Here is a 16,279-nt window from a genome sequence, read left to right on the forward strand (position 1 = left end):
ACCGGGGCAGCTACCCGGTGCGGGCGATCCGGGCGCTGCCCGCTCGGGCGATCCGGGCGCGGCCGCGAGCGCCGGGCAACCGGCGGGTGATCCGCAGGCCGCGGGGTGTATCCCGGCCGGTGTCGGTACCGGCAGCCCTGCCCCCGGCGTACCCGGACCCGGCAGCACGCCGGGCGTTCCCGGACCCGGCAGCACGCCGGGTGCGCCCACACCTGCCGCGCCGGGCACCCCCGGCTCCGAGGCTGCGCCCGGCGGCAATCCTGCGACCGCCACCAGCCCGGAACCGGACCCGGGCACCGAGCCTCAGCCCGAACCGGCCACCGAACCCGCACCCGCACCCGCCCCTCCGCCCGGCATCACCCTGCCCTTCGGCATCGTCATCCCCCTCCCCGGACCACCCGCGCCTCAACAGTGACTCAACCTTCGGGTGCGCTGCCGGGCCGCTGACGTCGGCCGAAACTATGGCGGGCACCGGGCCACTGCCCGGACGGTTACCCGGCCGATCCGGAGGCTGGCTGCCACCCTGCGGGTCCAAGTGCCGGGACCGGCGAGAAACCCACGGCTGGATTTTCGGCATCGTCATCCTCCTCCCGACATCGCCCGTGCCCGATCGTGATTCGAACCTTCGGGTGCGCTGCCGGGCCGCTGGCCTCGGCCGAACCCTACGCCGGGGCGCCCGGTCGGCTACCCGGCCCGGTCGACCGGAAGCTGCCTGCCGCCCTGGTGATCCGAGCGCAGGGACCGGCGAGCAACCGCTGGCCATTTCGCATCGTCATCCCCCGGCTGGGCCGCCGGTTCCTCAACAGTGATTCAAACCTGCTATGAGATCACGAAGCAGTAACAAAAAGGTCTCGGGTGCGGTAATCTTCCCTTCGTCCATAACGAAGGGCTCACAGCGAGCCATGGGAGGGTCACCACACCGTGGGGCGTCACCGAAAACAGCCGCCTGCCACTGTCAGGCGGAGCTCCGTTATCGCATTGACCGGACTGGTTCCCGCTGGGCTCGTCACCGTCACGTCCGCTTCCGATGTCGGTGACGCCGCGCCCCTCGCGGTCGCCGTCCAGACACCGGAAGGCGATCAGGACGCGCACGGCGCGCGACCGCAGACCGCGGAGCCCCTGGCCGCCGCCGAATTCGTCGCCCACGCTATGGCGAAGCGCGCGCCTACCGCGGCGCCGATAGTGAAAACCGTTGCGCTCCCGAGTGATCGGCAACGCGCCACACTGCCCGCAGGGCCGATGGGCATTCCCGGTGTCGCCGTCGCGGCATACCAGAACGCGGAACGTGTTCTGGCCGCGGAGAATCCGGTGTGCGGTATGCCGTGGTCGCTGCTGGCCGGTATCGGCCGGGTCGAGTCCACCCACGCGTTCGGCGGCAAGGCCGATGCCGACGGCAATCCGCTGAGCCCGGTCTACGGCCCGGTGCTCGACGGTTCGCTGGCGGGTAACCAAGTGATCGGGGACTCGGACGACGGCGCGCTGGACGGCCTGGCCGGTTACGACCGCGCGATCGGCCCGATGCAGTTCCTGCCGCAGACCTGGAAGCGCTACGCGGCCGACGGCAACGGCGACGGCATCGCCGATCCGCAGAACCTCTACGACGCCGCGCTGACCGCGGGGCGATACCTGTGTGACGGCGGTTTGAACATGCGCGATCCGGCTCAGCGGACCAAGGCGATCCTGCGCTACAACCACTCCATGGCCTACGTCGCGAAGGTCATGTCCTTCGCGACCTCCTACAGCACGGAAGCCGCACCACGGGCCGGAGAAGTGCCCAAAGTTTGACACGCCTAAAATTCCTGCCATGCCAGTCGTTACGGAATCGGATGTGCGGGGTGCCCTCGCGAAGGTCGACGACCCGGAGATCCGCAAACCGATCACCGAGCTGGGCATGGTGAAAAGCGTCGTGATCGGCGCCGACAGCGACGTCCACGTGGAGATCTATCTGACGACGGCGGGCTGCCCGCTGCGCACCGAGATCACGCAGCGGGTCAGCAAGGCCATCGCCGACGTGCCCGGTGTCGGCGCGGTGACCGTCGACCTCGACGTGATGAGCGACGAGCAGCGCACCGCGCTGCGCAAACAGCTGCGCGGCGACTCGGCCGACCCGGTCATCCCGTTCGCCCAGCCCGGCTCGCTGACCCGCGTGTACGCGGTCGCTTCCGGCAAGGGCGGGGTCGGGAAATCCAGCGTCACGGTGAACCTGGCCGCCGCCATGGCCGCGCGCGGCTTGTCGGTCGGCGTGCTGGACGCGGACATCTACGGCCACTCCATCCCGCGCATGCTCGGCACCGACGCCAGGCCGACGCAGGTCGAGCGGATGATCATGCCGCCGGTCGCGCACGACGTGAAGATGATCTCGATCGCGCAGTTCACCCAGGGCAACACGCCCGTGGTGTGGCGCGGCCCGATGCTGCACCGGGCGTTGCAGCAGTTCCTCGCCGACGTGTTCTGGGGCGACCTGGACATCCTGCTGCTCGACCTGCCGCCGGGCACCGGCGACGTCGCCATCTCCATCGCGCAGCTGATCCCCGGCGCGGAGATCCTGGTCGTCACCACCCCGCAGCCCGCCGCCGCGGAGGTGGCCGAGCGGGCGGGCGCGATCGCCTTGCAGACCCGCCAGCGCATCGCGGGCGTGGTGGAGAACATGTCCTGGCTGGATCTGCCGGACGGCACCAGGATGGACCTGTACGGCTCCGGCGGCGGCCAAGCGGTCGCCGACCGCCTGACCCGCGCGGTCGGCGCCACCGTCCCGCTGCTCGGCCAGATCCCGATCGAACAGGCGCTGCGCGAAGCGGGCGACGAAGGCACCCCCATCGTGCTGCGCGACCCGGAGAACCCGGCCGCCAAGGCGCTGCTCGAGGTCGCCGACAAACTCGCCGTCCGCCGCCGCGGCCTGGCGGGCATGTCGCTCGGCATCGACACCACCCGCCACCTGTAGCGAGACCGAGCACTGCCCGTTCGCGGCCCGGCTGCAAATAGGATCACACCATGCTCACCATGCTGCTGTACGTGCTGATCGTCGGCTTGGTCGCCGCGGTGCTGTTCCTGCTCGCCAGTGCGGTGTTCGGGCGGTCGGAGGAGCTGGGACCGCTGCCGGAGGGGACCACCGCCACGGTGCTGCCCGTCGAGGGGATCACCGGGGCCGACGTGCGGGCGCTACGCTTCCAGCAGGTGCTGCGGGGGTACAAGGCCGGTGAGGTGGATTGGGCGCTGGCCAGGCTGGCCGCCCGGATCGACGAGTTGCAGCATCAGCTGGCCGAGGCGCAGGCCGCGCGGTGGCAGACGCCGATCGCGCCGGAGTCGAAATGACCGCGCCTGTCGACGACGGCCTGGTTCGCTGCGCGTGGCCGCTGGAGACCCAGCTCTACCGGGACTATCACGACTACGAGTGGGGCACGCCGCTGCACGGCGACGACGCGCTGTTCGAGCGGCTGTGCCTGGAGGCGTTCCAGTCCGGCCTGTCCTGGCTGACCATCCTGCGCAAGCGCCCGGCCTTCCGTGCGGCGTTCGCCGGATTCTCGATCGAGCGCGTCGCGGAGTTCGGTGCCGCCGACGTCGCCCGGCTGATGGCCGACGCGGGCATCGTCCGCAACCGGCTCAAGATCGAAGCGGCCATCGCCAACGCCAGGGTCGCGCGGCGCCTGGACATCGGCTTGGACGAGTTGCTCTGGTCGTTCGCCCCGCCGCCGCGCCCGCGTCCGCGCACCGGCGCCGACGTGCCCGCGACCACGCCCGAATCCGTAGCCATGGCAAAAGAATTGAAACGGCGCGGGTTCCGCTTCGTCGGCCCGACCACCGCGTACGCGCTGATGCAGGCGACCGGAATGGTCGATGATCACCTGGCCGACTGCTGGGTGGGCAGCGGGGTGTCCGGCACCGGCTGACCGGTCAGTTTTCGAACTCAGCTATCCGTCCACATCCGCGATAGGGAAGAATGGGACGGGTGTAGCTCGCCAAACGCCGGCGGGCTCGCTGGTTGGTGACAACTGGAGTTCCAAGAAAGTGCGCAGCAGACCGCGCAGATCTGGAGGGAGCAGAGGATGGCGGCCATGAAGCCCCGCACCGGGGACGGTCCCCTCGAGGCAACCAAAGAAGGGCGTGGAATCGTTATGCGGGTTCCACTCGAGGGTGGCGGGCGTCTGGTCGTCGAACTCACGCCGGACGAGGCGGCGGCGCTCGGAGACGAACTGAAGAGCGTCACCAGCTGAGTGGCCCAGGCTGAGCACTCGGCTCTCGCCGTTGCCGCCGGTCTCCTGGCCTGCCCGGAATGTGTGCGGGCGCACCGGAACGTTCCGGCGCTCGCCCTCGAACCGCGGGACCGGGCGCTGCGTTGTGCGCGCGGGCACAGCTTCGACGTCGCCAGACAGGGGTATGTCAGTCTCCTGACCGGCGCGTCGACCAAGATGACCGGTGACACCGCGGCCATGCTCGACGCGCGCGCCGCCTTCCAAACGGGGGGATACTTCGCGCCGATCGCCGACGCGGTGACGCGTGCCGTCACGGCGCGACGGAAGGACGGCGCGGTGCTGGAAGTCGGCGCGGGCACGGGCTACTACCTCGCTCAGGTGCTCGACGCCGCTCCCCCGGCCGTCGGCATCGCGCTGGACGTGGCCAAACCGGCCGTCCGGCGGTGCTCTCGCGCCCATCCGCGCGCCGCGGCGGTGCTGGCCGACGCCTGGCTCGGGTTGCCGATTCGCGACGGCGCGCTCGACAGCGTGCTGTCGGTGTTCGCGCCGCGCAATCCCGGTGAGGTCGCCCGAGTGCTCGCCGAGGACGGCCGCTTCGTCGTCGCCACACCCACCGAACGCCACCTCGGCGAGTTGGTCGGTCCGCTGGATATGGTGCGCGTCGACCCGGACAAGAACCGCAGGCTCGACGCCGCGATGGAGGGATATTTCGAGCCCGTCGAACAGACTCTGGTCGAGTATTCGATGAAGCTGCCCAGAGCCGACGTCGCGAACGTCGTCGGCATGGGACCGTCCGCGCATCACGCGGTCGCCGACGACGCGCGTCTGGCGCGGTTGCCGGAGAGCATCGAGGTCACCGCGTCGGTGGTCGTCGGCGCCTACCGCCCGGCGGCCTGACGGCTCGGCGGTGCCTCAACCCTTGCGGACCTTGTCGTAGACGTCGACCGTCCGCGCCGCGATCCGCGACCAGTCGAACTCGGAGACGGCTCGTGCGCGGCCCGCGGCGCCGAACTCGGCGGCCAGCGCCGGGTCACCCGCGACTTCGTTCACCGCGGCGGCCAGCGCGTGCTCGTAGTCCTCGGCGGCGCCCGCGTCATAGTGCACCAGTCGGCCGTTGCGGCCGTCGGCCACCACTTCGGGGATGCCGCCGACGTCGGAGGCGACCACCGCCGTCGCGCAGGCCATCGCCTCCAGGTTCACGATGCCCAGCGGTTCATAGACCGACGGACACACGAACACCGACGCGGCGGCCAGGATCTGCCGGATCTGCTCGGTCGGCAGCATCTCGCGTACCCAGAACACGGTGCCGCGCCGTCGCTGCAACTCCCGCACCGCCGCGGTGGTCTCCGCGGCGAGTTCGGGGGTGTCCGGGGCGCCCGCGCACAGCACGAGCTGGATGTCGGGATCGAAGTCGCGGGCGGCGGCCAGCAGATGTCCCACGCCCTTCTGCCGGGTGATACGACCGACGAACGCCACGATCGGCCGGTCGGTGCGCACGCCCAACTGCGCGAGCACCGACGGCGCGTCCTCGGACGGCGGGCCGGGATGCCAGACGCCCCCGTCGATGCCGTTGTGCACCACATGCACCCGGTCCGGGTCGACGGACGGGTATGCGTCCAGCACGTCGCGGCGCATGCCCTCGCTGACCGCGATGATCGCGTCGGCGTGCTCGACCGCGTTGCGCTCCGACCACGACGAGATCCGGTAGCCGCCGCCGAGCTGCTCGGCCTTCCACGGCCTGCGCGGTTCCAACGAATGCGCGGTCAGCACGTGCGGGACGCCGTAGAGGGTGCCGGCCAGGTGCCCAGCCAGGCCGGTGTACCAGGTGTGCGAATGCACCACATCCACCTCGCCGACCGCGTCGGCCATCCGCAGCTGCGTGGACATCATCTGCAGCGCGGCGTTGGCGGCGTAGAGCGACGGATCCGGTTGGTGCACCACGGCATCCGTGCGGTCGGCGCCCATGCAGTGCACGGTCACCTGGCACAGCTGACGCAGATGCGCCGTCAGCTGGGTGACGTGCACCCCGGCACCGCCGTACACCTCGGGTGGATACTCGCGGGTCAGCATCGCGACCCGAAGCCGGTCCCGCTCGCCGGAATCCACCGACGCGCGTCCGCCATCCGTGCCGAAACTCACCGATTCAAACTAGACGTTCAACTGCTCGTGGGCCACTCACTACCGTTTTACCCGGTAGTTTGGCAGATGTGAGGAGCCAGCCGCACGTACTAGGAATCGTGCTCGCCGGTGGCGAGGGCAAGCGACTCTTTCCACTCACGGCCGACCGCGCCAAGCCCGCCGTTCCGTTCGGTGGCGCCTACCGCCTCATCGACTTCGTGCTCAGCAATCTGGTCAACGCGGGCTTCCTGCGGCTGTGTGTGCTCACCCAGTACAAATCGCACTCTTTGGACCGGCACATCTCGCAGACCTGGCGGCTGTCCGGCTTCGCGGGCGAGTACATCACCCCGGTGCCCGCGCAGCAGCGGCTCGGGCCGCGCTGGTATACCGGCAGCGCGGACGCGATCATGCAGTCGCTGAACCTGATCTACGACGAGGACCCGGACTACATCGTGGTGTTCGGCGCCGACCACGTGTACCGCATGGACCCGGAGCAGATGGTGCGCCACCACATCGATTCCGGCGCCGGTGTCACCGTGGCGGGCATCCGGGTGCCGCGCAGCCAGGCGAGCGCCTTCGGCTGCATCGACAGTGACGAGTCCGGCCGCATCACCCAGTTCCTGGAGAAGCCCCCGCATCCGCCGGGCACCCCGGACGACCCGAACGTCACGTTCGCGTCCATGGGCAACTACGTCTTCACCACCAAGGTGCTGGTGGACTCGATCAAGGCGGACGCCGACAACGCGGACTCCGACCACGACATGGGCGGCGACATCATCCCGACCCTGGTGGCGGCGGGGCAGGCGGGCGTCTACGACTTCGCCGACAACGACGTGCCCGGCGCCACCGATCGCGACCGCGGCTACTGGCGTGACGTGGGCACCATCGACGCGTTCTACGACGCGCACATGGATCTGGTCTCGGTGCATCCGGTGTTCAACCTCTACAACCGGCACTGGCCGATCCGCGGCGCGGCCGAGAACCTGCCGCCGGCGAAGTTCGCCCAGGGCGGGCTGGCGCAGGAGTGCATCGTCGGCGCCGGCAGCATCCTGTCCGCCGCCACGGTGCGCAATTCGGTGCTCAGCGCCAACGTCATGGTCGACGACGGCGCCACCGTGGAAGGTTGCGTGCTCATGCCCGGCGTCCGGATCGGCCGCGGCGCGGTGGTGCGGCGCGCCATCCTGGACAAGAACGTGGTGGTCGGCGAGGGCGAGATCATCGGCGTCGACCTGGCGCGCGACCGCGGCCGGTTCGCCGTCAGCAACGGCGGCGTGGTGACGGTCGGCAAAGGCGTCTGGGTCTAGGGCCCGCCCGGCTCGGGGGCCGGGGATCCGATGCAGAAGGGCGCACAGGGCCCCGGCGTGCGCGGGACGGTCGTCTTCGAGGCGTCGCCGAAATCAGCGGTGCTGACCAAATAGACCGCCAGCACGGCGAACAACAGCACCGCGGCGAAGGCCACCATCGTCCGGCCCCAGTGGATCGGACGTGGGCGACGCTCGTCCTCGTCCCACAGGAACATCATCACGGCACCGCACCCCTCTTCCGGCCCACTCAGACCATGACCCCACCAGTATCCTGCTCACCCGCGCTCTGCTGAAGCATGCGCCGAACCGTGGTCGTACGGAGGCGGATTCGCGAACTCGCTCGGCTTGGCAGGCAATTCATCCGCACTACGCCACGGCGATCAGAACCGAGCAAGTCTGGAAAATGCTCTATGGCAAGGACATACGAGTGGGCGCCGACCGCGGAGAAAATCGGCTCGGCGCCTGACGACTATGGCCCGGGCGGGGCGACTGTTTGGGTGCAGAACGGCTCGCAAGGCCCCTGCGTCGGAGTGACTTTGGCGGGCCCGGTGTCGAAATCGGTATTGCTGACCACGATCAGCACCAAGACGGCTCCCAGCAGCACCAACGCCAGAGCCAGCATGGTCGGCCGCAGCCAACTCGACCGACGCTCCGTGACGACATGCCCCAGGGCACCCATCTCAATGGGATCCAATTCACGCATAACCGATAACCTCGCTGACTTGTTTCTCAGCGCATACCCGCGATTCGGCCGCGAAAACGACTCCGCCCGTGGCGACTATCGTCCCGCCCAGGAGAGGCGAAAGAGCATCATCAACCGCGCGAGGCGCAAAGCAATCCGTCACCGACCGGAATCAGCACACAGGTGAGTTCGGGATTCTCCGCGATCGCGCGGGTCGCGGCGCGGACCGCCTGGGTCGCCGGATCGCGCTGCGCCGGGTCGGGCACCCGGCCGCCCAGCAGTGCGTTGTGCAGCAGAATGGCCCCGCCGGTGCGCAGCAATCGCACCGCTTGGGCGACGTACTCCGGATGCTCCAGCGGCGCGGCATCGATGAAGACCAGATCGTAGGCGCCGTCGGCCAGCCGCGGCAGTACGTCGAGCGCACGCCCGTTGATCAGACGGGTGCGCGCGGGCGGGATGTCGGCGGCGCGGAACGCCTCCTTGGCCGCGCGCTGGTGCTCCGGCTCCGAATCGATGGTGGTCAGCGTGCCGTCCTCGCGCATGCCGTCGAGCAACCACAGCCCGCTGATGCCCGCGCCGGTGCCGACCTCGACCACTGCCCGCGCGCCGAGCAACTGCGCGTACATGCTCAGCAGCGCGCCCACCGAGGGCGGCACGGGCACGACGCCGAGTTCGGTGGCTCGCTCGCGCGCGCTGACGAGGATCTCGTCTTCCACGACGGATTCCTCCACGTAAGCGAGATTTCGCTCCAGATTCGATGCCACGGGTATGAGGCTAACGCCGGGCGGGTGGTCTCGGCGTTCCGGACAACACGCGCCGCCGCCAATTCCACGGCCATTTTTCTCAGGTGTCCCTCAGGATCTCCATAACCCGGCCATATCAGGACCAGAAAGAGTATGGGCAACGCAAGACCACCGACCGTGTATTAACACAGGATGCGGGAACAACGACATACAGCATGTCGGTTGTATCCGTACGTGAAGGCCCGTGACCCGGCCCTGAGCGAGTCCCCGCCTGTGCGGTCCCTAGTAGGAGGTAGCCCCATCCACATGGTCGATGCGGCGCGTGAGTACGCCACCCTTCCCGAGCAGATTCCGCCTGTCGAAGCCGACACCGTCTCCGAGCCCGCCGAGCTCACCGGGACCGCCGCCTTCGATGCCACCGGTGACCGGTCCGCCATGCCGTCATGGGACGAACTGGTCCGCGAGCACGCCGACCGGGTCTATCGCCTGGCCTATCGCCTCTCCGGCGACGCCCAGGACGCGGAGGACCTCACTCAGGAGACGTTCATCCGGGTGTTCCGTTCGCTGTCCAGCTACCAACCGGGCACGTTCGAGGGCTGGCTGCACCGCATCACCACCAACCTGTTCCTGGACATGGTCCGCCGCCGCAACCGGATCAGGATGGAAGCGCTGCCCGAGGACTACGACCGGGTGCCCGCCGAGGGGCCCGGCCCCGAGCAGGCGTACCACGACGCCCGCCTCGACCCCGACCTGCAATCCGCCCTGGATTCGCTCGCGCCGGAGTTCCGCGCGGCCGTGGTCCTGTGTGACATCGAGGGCCTGTCCTACGAGGAGATCGGCGCTACGCTCGGCGTGAAACTGGGCACCGTGCGCAGTCGGATCCACCGTGGGCGGCAGGCGCTGCGCGACTACCTTGCGCATAATGGAAGTGAGCAGCGGTTCGCCGCTGATACGAACATAGGGTGATTCGTCGGAAGCCGGCATCGCCCCACGGTCGATGTCGGTTGGAAGGGTGAGCACCGAATGAGTGGCGACTTCAGTACGTCCGGTCGTCGTCCGCCTCGCTTTCGCCCCACCGAACACCTGGCGAGTGAGGCGATCGCGGCGTACGTGGACGGCGAGCTGCGGATGAACGCGTACCTGCGCGCCGCTCAGCACCTCTCGCTGTGCCCGGAGTGCGCGGCGGAAGTCGATGCCCAGCAACAGGCTCGCATCGCTTTGCGGCATGCGGGCAACGTCGCGATTCCCACCGGACTGCACGACAGCTTGACCCGGATTCCGCTCGCGGAATTGCCCGGCGGCGCGTCCAGCGCGCGCACCCCCACGTCAGGAAGCGGCCAGACACCCCGCAACGACGCGGTTTTCGGTTTTCTGACCGATTCCTTCACCGCGACTCGGTGGACAACCTGGTGGCGCAAGTAGAGTTTTCCGAGTGACCACCGAATCGACGAATTCCGGATCGGCCGACACCTCGGATTCGGCGGCCAACCGCGGGAATCTCCGTCCACCGGACGCGCCCGTGCTCGGCCCGCGCCCGGTCTACCGGCCCCATGTCGACACGCACACCGCGCGCGCCTTCCGCAGGCCGTCCGGCCTGTCCGGTTCGTTCGCCGAACCGCCCTCCGCCCGTACCGCGGGCGCGGCACAGAGTGGCCCGGAACCGCAGAACCGTCCGCCCGACGCCGTGCTGGCCGAGGCGTTCGGCCGCCCCGAGGGTTCCACCGAGCTGTTGCAGCGCGATCCCGATGCCGCCGGCGGTGCCGCCCCGGTCGCCGGTCCCGCCGATCCGTGGCGCGATCCCGACGCCGTCGCGCGGCTGGGCGCCCCCGCGGTGCCCACGCCCAAGCCGGAGGCCCTGCCCCAGGCCGAGAAGCTCAGCGCCCGCCAGGTGCTGTTCGGCGACCGTGTCGCCCCCAAGGCGCTGGCCCTGCTCGCGCTGGTCGCGCTGGTCATCGGCCTGCTCGGCGGGCTGGTCGGCAGGCTGACCGCGGAAACCGCCTCGACGCTCACCTCGCGCAAGGTCACCCTGGAGCAGACCGGCGACGGCGATCGCCCGCACGGGCTCATCGCACAGGTCGCCAACGCGGTGCTGCCCTCGGTCGTCTCCATCCGGGTGACCGTCGGCGACAACGGCGCCACCGGCTCCGGCGTGGTCATCGACGGCGGCGGCTACATCGTCACCAACAACCACGTCATCTCGATGGCCGCCCAGGACAAGAGCAACCGGGCCGCGATCCAGGTGCAGTTCTCCGACGGCACCCGGGTGCCCGCCCAGATCGTCGGCCGCGACCCGAAGACCGACCTGGCCGTGCTGAAGGTCGATGTGAAGAATCTCACCGTCGCCCAGCTCGGGAAGTCGGGCAACGTTCAGGTCGGCGACGACGTGCTGGCCATCGGCTCGCCGCTCGGCCTGAGCAAGACGGTCACCTCCGGCATCGTCAGCGCCCTGCACCGGCCGGTGAAGCTGGAGGGCGAGGGCAGCGACACGAAGGCGGTCATCGACGCGGTGCAGACCGACGCGTCGATCAACCCCGGTAACTCCGGTGGCGCGCTCGTGGACATGGACGGCCGGGTCATCGGCATCAACACCGCCATCCGTAGCGAGACCGGCGGCTCGGTCGGCCTCGGCTTCGCCATCCCGGTGGACATGATGACCGAGGTCGCGCAGACCTTGATCCGTGACGGCGCCGTGCACCACCCGATCATCGGCCTGAGCGCGCGGACCAAGCAGGTGGCCAACGAGGTCATGAGCGGCGCGGCGGTGGCCGACGTCACGCCGGGCGGTCCAGCGGCGAAGGCCGGGATCGTGGAGGGTGACGTGATCGTCAAGGTCGGCGACCGCGAGGTCACCGGTCCGGACGAACTGGTGGTCGCCGTGCAGTCGCACAGGATCGGGGAGACGGTGAACGTGCAGTTGATCCGGGATGGCAGGCAGGTGGACGTGCCTGTGACGCTGGAATCCGACTGACCCGCCGACCGGATCGCCGGGTAGCCTGATTACGTGTTCAGCAACATCGGCTGGAGCGAGATGGTCATCCTGCTCGTCGCCGCCCTCGTGATTCTCGGACCGGAGCGTCTGCCCGGTGCCGTGCGCTGGACCACGCGCAGCCTACGGCAGGTGCGTGACTACGCCAGCGGCGCCACCTCGCAGCTGCGCCAGGAACTCGGGCCCGAATTCGAGGATCTGCGCAAGCCGCTGGCCGACCTGAACGAATTGCGCGGCATGACTCCGCGCGCGATGGTGACCAAACATCTTCTCAATGGCGACGATTCGCTGTTCAAGGATTTCCACAGCGCATTGCCCGACCCGAAGGACCTGTACAGCACGAACAGCGGTATGCCGGACTATCCGATGCCGAAGTTGGATAAGCCGTTGGAGCGCAACGAACGTCCCCCGATCGACTCCGACGCCACCTGATCCGTCAAGAAGTCTAGACACCATGCGGTGTTCAGCTGTCTAGACTTCGCACATGTCGGCCGATGACGTGGCGCGCGTGTTCGCGATCGAGGACAAGGTCGAGCGACTGAAAGCGGCCACCGATGGGGTGGCGGCGGCCCAGCAGACCATCAACGAACTGACCAGGATTCGGCGTGCCGTGATCCGCGAACTCCACGCCGAAGGCTGGACGTTCGCCAGAATCGGTGCGGCGGCGGGCCTTTCCCGTGCCCGCATCCATCAGGTGAGCACGCAGGGGCCCGCGCCGGAAGGACTGTTCTTCGGGCACGGTTCGCTCACCGTGCTCGTCCCGGAGGTGCGCGCAGGACGAGTGATCGGCGCACCGGATCCGGCCGCGCCGCAACGGTTGGCCGAACTACTCCGCGAACTCGGCTTCACGGTGGCGGTCGAGCATTTCCTCCCCGGCCGCCCGGTCGATCTGCGCCGCGACGGACTGATCGTGCTCGGCGGCCCGGAACTATCCCCCAGCCTGCGCCAATTGGTCGCCGCCGACCCGCGGCTGCGCCGCGCCGTGGCCAGAGTGGGCGACACGCGCCGGGGAATCGAGGACCGGGCGGCCCGGCGGGTGTACCGGCCGGGCGGCCCGGAACCGCACGACATCGCCTATCTGGCCAGGCTTCCGCGTCCCGACGGCCGCGGCACCGTACTGATGATCGACGGCATGCACCCGCCCGGCTCGCTCGGCGCGATCCGCCTGCTCGCCACCCGGCTGGCCACGCTGCACGAGCGAGCGAGCAACCACCTGTTCTCGGTATTGATCGCCTGCCGCTTCGACCGCGCCACCGGTGAACCACTCGAGGCCGAACTGCTCACGCCCGTTTACCGCCACGACCCCGAAATCCGCTCCCACGCATCCGGTCTGCGCCGCTGAGCCACGGCATGTCCGGAGCAACGGCTAGGACTCCAGCGCAATCGGCCGGGTCGGCACCGAATTCCCCAGGGACGTCGCCGCGATACGGCGAGCAGGCCGAATATCTACTGCACGGTAGGTCATCCAGGAAGAGGATGACGGCGGTTCACTGAGCCGCATGGCCTGCATCACGCCGTGTGCAGTTCGAGGGTCAGCCCCGTCTCAGAGGCCGGATTCGATTGCTCGCATCGGTTCACATGCTCAGGGGAGCGTCGGATACGGTCGCACAACGGAATTCAGCAAACCGCCCGCCACACACGTGCGGATGCCACTACCCCCAGCGATCGCTGACGGGACGGCGGAGACGAACGGTCTTCGACACTCCGGGCCGTCGCAAGAAGCCTGTTCATTCGCATCCGGCGGGCCCGTACCGCGCCGAACCGGGGTGTGGTGCTGGTCACCCGACCTGCCGATGTCACGCTCCACGCAGGCTGGCTAAAATAGCTGAAAGATAACGCGCGAGCCGCTCGACCCCGTGGTGCCTGCCGAGACCGACGCGCCCTATCTCCAGCTCCGCCAAACGGACGTGCGAGACGTCCGGCAAGGAGGAAATAGTGAATCCGCTTCTGCTCATCGGTGCCGCCATCCTGGTGACGGGACTGCTCGTCCTGGTCGCCACCATGCTGCTGCGGCCGACGTCATCGCGCACCCACCTCTCCGTAGCCGAACTCCAAGCCCGGCTCGCGAAGGAGCAGGAGGACGCGTCACCCGCGCCGGAGAGCTCCGAGAACGCCGAAACGGTGTCCGGCGAAGACACCCGGTCGGAGGGCACGACGCGCCTGACCATGCCACCGGTCCGTCGCCAGCTCCCATACCCGATCGCGGATGCCGACGGCGCGACGAGAGAACCCGCGTCCGTGACGAACGACGACGGAACCACGAGCGAACCCGCGTCCACGGTGACCGACGACGGCGCGACGAGCGAACCCGCGCCCATGCGGGCGGCCGACGACGTGGACCCGGTGCAGGCGCAACGCAGGGCTGCCGCGGCGGAGATGCTGCGCCGCATCGCCTCCGCCTGACTAGGCTGGCGGTACGGCGGAAACTCGCCGTACCGTCTCGGGCCCGATGCGCTCCGGCCGGACCCGCTCGGGAGAGGATCGGTTCCTGGTGCGCGCGATACTCGGGCAATTGATCACTCTGCTGCGGCGCGAGCCCGTCGCGCTGGCTCGCGTTGTGGATGCCACGGGAGCAGGGCCGCGTGAGCCGGGCGCGGCGATGATCGTCGCCGCGTCGGGCGAGGTCCACGGTTCGCTGTCCGGCGGGTGCGTCGAGGCGGCGGTCGTCGCGGCGGCACACGAGGTGCTGGCGGGCGGGCAGGCGGTGACCGACCGGTTCGGCTACGCCGAGGCCGACGGGTTCACGGTCGGGTTGAGCTGCGGCGGCGAGATCGAAGTGTTCGTCGAACCGGTCTCCGGCGACCGGCTGCCTCTGCTCTCGGCGCTGCGGCGGCGGATCGACGACGGCGCCCCGGTGGCCGTGGCCACCACGCTGGACGCCACGCCGGAATGGAGACTTCTGCTGCCCGGGGACACCGCACCGTGGCACGGCGTGGATCGCGACGCGCGGGCACTGCTGGACGCGGGCCGCAGCGGCATGGTCGGCGCCGACGAGTGCGCGCCGCACGGCTCGCCGCGCCCACGGACGTTCGTGCAGGTCTTCGCGGCCCCGGCGCGCATGATCCTGGCGGGCGCCAACGACTTCGTCCGAGCGCTCAGCCGCACCGGCCGCCAGCTCGGCTATCGGGTCACCGTGGTGGACGCCCGGGAAACGTTCGCCACCGCCGCCCGTTTCCCTTCCGCTCACGAGGTGGTGGTGGACTGGCCGCACCGGTATCTGCGCGCCGAACAGCAGGCCGGGCGGATCGACCATCGCACGGTGGTCTGCGTGCTCACCCACGACGCCAAGTTCGACGTGCCTGCCCTTGCCACGGCGCTGGCCTTCCCGCGAGTCGGCTTCGTCGGCGCCCTCGGTTCGCGCCGGACCCATGCCGAGCGCAGCGCCAGGCTGCGGGACTCCGGAATCACCGAAGACCAGCTCGCCCGGCTGAAGAGTCCGGTCGGACTGGATCTGAACGCGCGGACGCCGGACGAGACCGCCATCTCCATCGCCGCCCAGATTCTGGCCGAGCGCGGCGACGCGTCCGCCCGTCCGCTGGACCGCACCGACGGTCCCATCCACCGCTGACGCGCTCGAAGTCTCTTCCCGCGAGGCGGATTGGATTCCGATTTGCCGGGAATACCCGCCACGTCAGCCGGTCGCGTGGCGCGCTTTCTCCCCCTTGCACGCCGTGCCCGTTCGGACCACACTTGATTTGCTGAAAGTTAGCTAGACCAGGTGACGGTGCGTTGCGCTTCGGCCCCGCCACGCTCTGCCAGGCCCGCCCCATCGAGAGGAGAATGCGCCGTGACCGCCACCCAGATCGCCGTCCTCTGCTCGCTCGCGGGCGCCGCAAGTCTGGTCGCCACCATCGGTCTGCTGCACGGTCCGGCGACCCGGCGGCGCCGAGTGGGCGTCGCCGAGCACGGGATCGCGGAGCAGGTCACCCCCCTGCTGCCGACCTGCCCGATCGGGCGGCCACAGCAACTGCCCACCGAGCCGCTGACCGTGGCGGAGGCCCACGAACTCATGCAGCGCCACCGGATCTGCGAGCCCTCGGAATGCGTCTACAAGAACGCGGCCTTCCGCACGCTGATCGAAGCCGGGTACATGCGCGACCCCCGGGCCAAGGGAGTCTGACTCGAAACCAGGACATTCCGGTGGGCGCACCACACGCCGTGGGCACGACACCACGCCGAATCCGGCCGCGTCGCGGAGCGCCTCGAACCGCCGCCTAAGGCACGGGCGCGGATGCAATGCTCGACGTGACAGCAGA

Annotated in this window: 19 protein-coding genes and 1 pseudogene; 16 read left to right on the forward strand and 4 right to left on the reverse strand. The window is 69.5% G+C overall.

What is annotated here, in order from left to right; all coding sequences use genetic code 11:
* The 7 genes and pseudogenes from ON34_RS37040 to ON34_RS21600 form a co-directional block, all read left to right on the forward strand.
* Window positions 1-415: pseudogene (locus tag ON34_RS37040) on the forward strand (hypothetical protein); the annotation flags it as partial.
* A gap of 506 nt (window positions 416-921) precedes the next feature.
* Entirely contained in the window at window positions 922-1,785 is an 864-nt protein-coding gene (locus ON34_RS21580; RefSeq protein WP_040782229.1) for a lytic transglycosylase domain-containing protein, read from the forward strand.
* 19 nt (window positions 1,786-1,804) lie between these two features.
* Complete coding sequence (locus tag ON34_RS21585) at window positions 1,805-2,941, forward strand: Mrp/NBP35 family ATP-binding protein (RefSeq protein WP_040782231.1); 1,137 nt, start codon at window positions 1,805-1,807, stop codon at window positions 2,939-2,941.
* A 50-nt stretch (window positions 2,942-2,991) separates the two neighbouring features.
* Entirely contained in the window at window positions 2,992-3,312 is a 321-nt protein-coding gene (locus ON34_RS21590; RefSeq protein WP_040782234.1) for a DivIVA domain-containing protein, read from the forward strand.
* Window positions 3,309-3,887 (forward strand): DNA-3-methyladenine glycosylase I, encoded by a 579-nt coding sequence (locus ON34_RS21595; protein WP_040782237.1) that lies wholly within the window; start codon window positions 3,309-3,311, stop codon window positions 3,885-3,887. Before ON34_RS21590 ends, ON34_RS21595 begins: the two co-directional genes overlap by 4 nt.
* Window positions 3,888-4,043: 156 nt before the next feature.
* The gene (locus tag ON34_RS34820) at window positions 4,044-4,211 is read left to right on the forward strand and encodes a DUF3117 domain-containing protein (protein WP_011211259.1); all 168 of its coding nucleotides are present in this window, start codon (window positions 4,044-4,046) and stop codon (window positions 4,209-4,211) included.
* Window positions 4,212-5,087 (forward strand): putative RNA methyltransferase, encoded by an 876-nt coding sequence (locus tag ON34_RS21600; RefSeq protein ID WP_373291959.1) that lies wholly within the window; start codon window positions 4,212-4,214, stop codon window positions 5,085-5,087.
* Window positions 5,088-5,102: 15 nt separating this feature from the next.
* Here ON34_RS21600 and glgA read toward each other — a convergent pair whose 3' ends face one another.
* A complete protein-coding gene (glgA, locus tag ON34_RS21605) occupies window positions 5,103-6,260 on the reverse strand; it encodes a glycogen synthase (RefSeq protein ID WP_040782384.1) in 1,158 nt (385 codons plus the stop codon).
* A gap of 137 nt (window positions 6,261-6,397) precedes the next feature.
* On the opposite strand from glgA, the gene glgC reads away from it, so the two are divergent.
* Window positions 6,398-7,612, forward strand: a complete 1,215-nt coding sequence (glgC, locus tag ON34_RS21610; RefSeq protein ID WP_040782239.1) for a glucose-1-phosphate adenylyltransferase — start codon at window positions 6,398-6,400, stop codon at window positions 7,610-7,612.
* Here glgC and ON34_RS21615 read toward each other — a convergent pair.
* The 3 genes from ON34_RS21615 to ON34_RS21625 all read right to left on the reverse strand — a co-directional run bounded on the left by ON34_RS21615 (window position 7,609) and on the right by ON34_RS21625 (window position 9,064).
* Complete coding sequence (locus ON34_RS21615) at window positions 7,609-7,833, reverse strand: hypothetical protein (RefSeq protein WP_157172370.1); 225 nt, start codon at window positions 7,831-7,833, stop codon at window positions 7,609-7,611. The genes glgC and ON34_RS21615 overlap by 4 nt on opposite strands.
* A 248-nt stretch (window positions 7,834-8,081) precedes the next feature.
* On the reverse strand, window positions 8,082-8,315 hold the full coding sequence (locus ON34_RS21620) for a hypothetical protein (RefSeq protein ID WP_040782244.1): 234 nt from the start codon (window positions 8,313-8,315) through the stop codon (window positions 8,082-8,084).
* Window positions 8,316-8,425: 110 nt separating this feature from the next.
* The gene (locus ON34_RS21625; RefSeq protein ID WP_040782247.1) at window positions 8,426-9,064 is read right to left on the reverse strand and encodes an O-methyltransferase; all 639 of its coding nucleotides are present in this window, start codon (window positions 9,062-9,064) and stop codon (window positions 8,426-8,428) included.
* 279 nt (window positions 9,065-9,343) lie between these two features.
* On the opposite strand from ON34_RS21625, the gene sigE reads away from it, so the two are divergent.
* The 8 genes from sigE (at window position 9,344) to ON34_RS21665 (ending at window position 16,143) form a co-directional block, all read left to right on the forward strand.
* Complete coding sequence (sigE, locus tag ON34_RS21630) at window positions 9,344-10,003, forward strand: RNA polymerase sigma factor SigE (protein ID WP_245548126.1); 660 nt, start codon at window positions 9,344-9,346, stop codon at window positions 10,001-10,003.
* 57 nt (window positions 10,004-10,060) lie between these two features.
* Window positions 10,061-10,459, forward strand: a complete 399-nt coding sequence (locus tag ON34_RS21635) for a hypothetical protein (protein ID WP_040782250.1) — start codon at window positions 10,061-10,063, stop codon at window positions 10,457-10,459.
* Between the two features lie 10 nt (window positions 10,460-10,469).
* The gene (locus tag ON34_RS21640) at window positions 10,470-12,005 is read left to right on the forward strand and encodes a S1C family serine protease (RefSeq protein WP_040782252.1); all 1,536 of its coding nucleotides are present in this window, start codon (window positions 10,470-10,472) and stop codon (window positions 12,003-12,005) included.
* A gap of 33 nt (window positions 12,006-12,038) precedes the next feature.
* Window positions 12,039-12,455: a Sec-independent protein translocase protein TatB gene (gene tatB / locus ON34_RS21645; protein ID WP_040782256.1), complete on the forward strand. Its 417-nt coding sequence runs from the start codon at window positions 12,039-12,041 to the stop codon at window positions 12,453-12,455.
* Between the two features lie 52 nt (window positions 12,456-12,507).
* On the forward strand, window positions 12,508-13,365 hold the full coding sequence (locus tag ON34_RS21650; protein WP_040782259.1) for a hypothetical protein: 858 nt from the start codon (window positions 12,508-12,510) through the stop codon (window positions 13,363-13,365).
* 593 nt (window positions 13,366-13,958) lie between these two features.
* Entirely contained in the window at window positions 13,959-14,426 is a 468-nt protein-coding gene (locus ON34_RS21655; protein WP_040782262.1) for a hypothetical protein, read from the forward strand.
* 88 nt (window positions 14,427-14,514) lie between these two features.
* Complete coding sequence (locus ON34_RS21660; RefSeq protein ID WP_040782388.1) at window positions 14,515-15,591, forward strand: XdhC family protein; 1,077 nt, start codon at window positions 14,515-14,517, stop codon at window positions 15,589-15,591.
* Window positions 15,592-15,810: 219 nt separating this feature from the next.
* Window positions 15,811-16,143, forward strand: coding sequence for a hypothetical protein (locus tag ON34_RS21665; RefSeq protein WP_040782264.1), 333 nt, complete (start codon window positions 15,811-15,813; stop codon window positions 16,141-16,143).
* Window positions 16,144-16,279 lie beyond the last annotated feature (136 nt).

This window comes from Nocardia pneumoniae NBRC 100136 (assembly GCF_000308755.1).
Lineage (GTDB): Bacteria > Actinomycetota > Actinomycetes > Mycobacteriales > Mycobacteriaceae > Nocardia > Nocardia pneumoniae.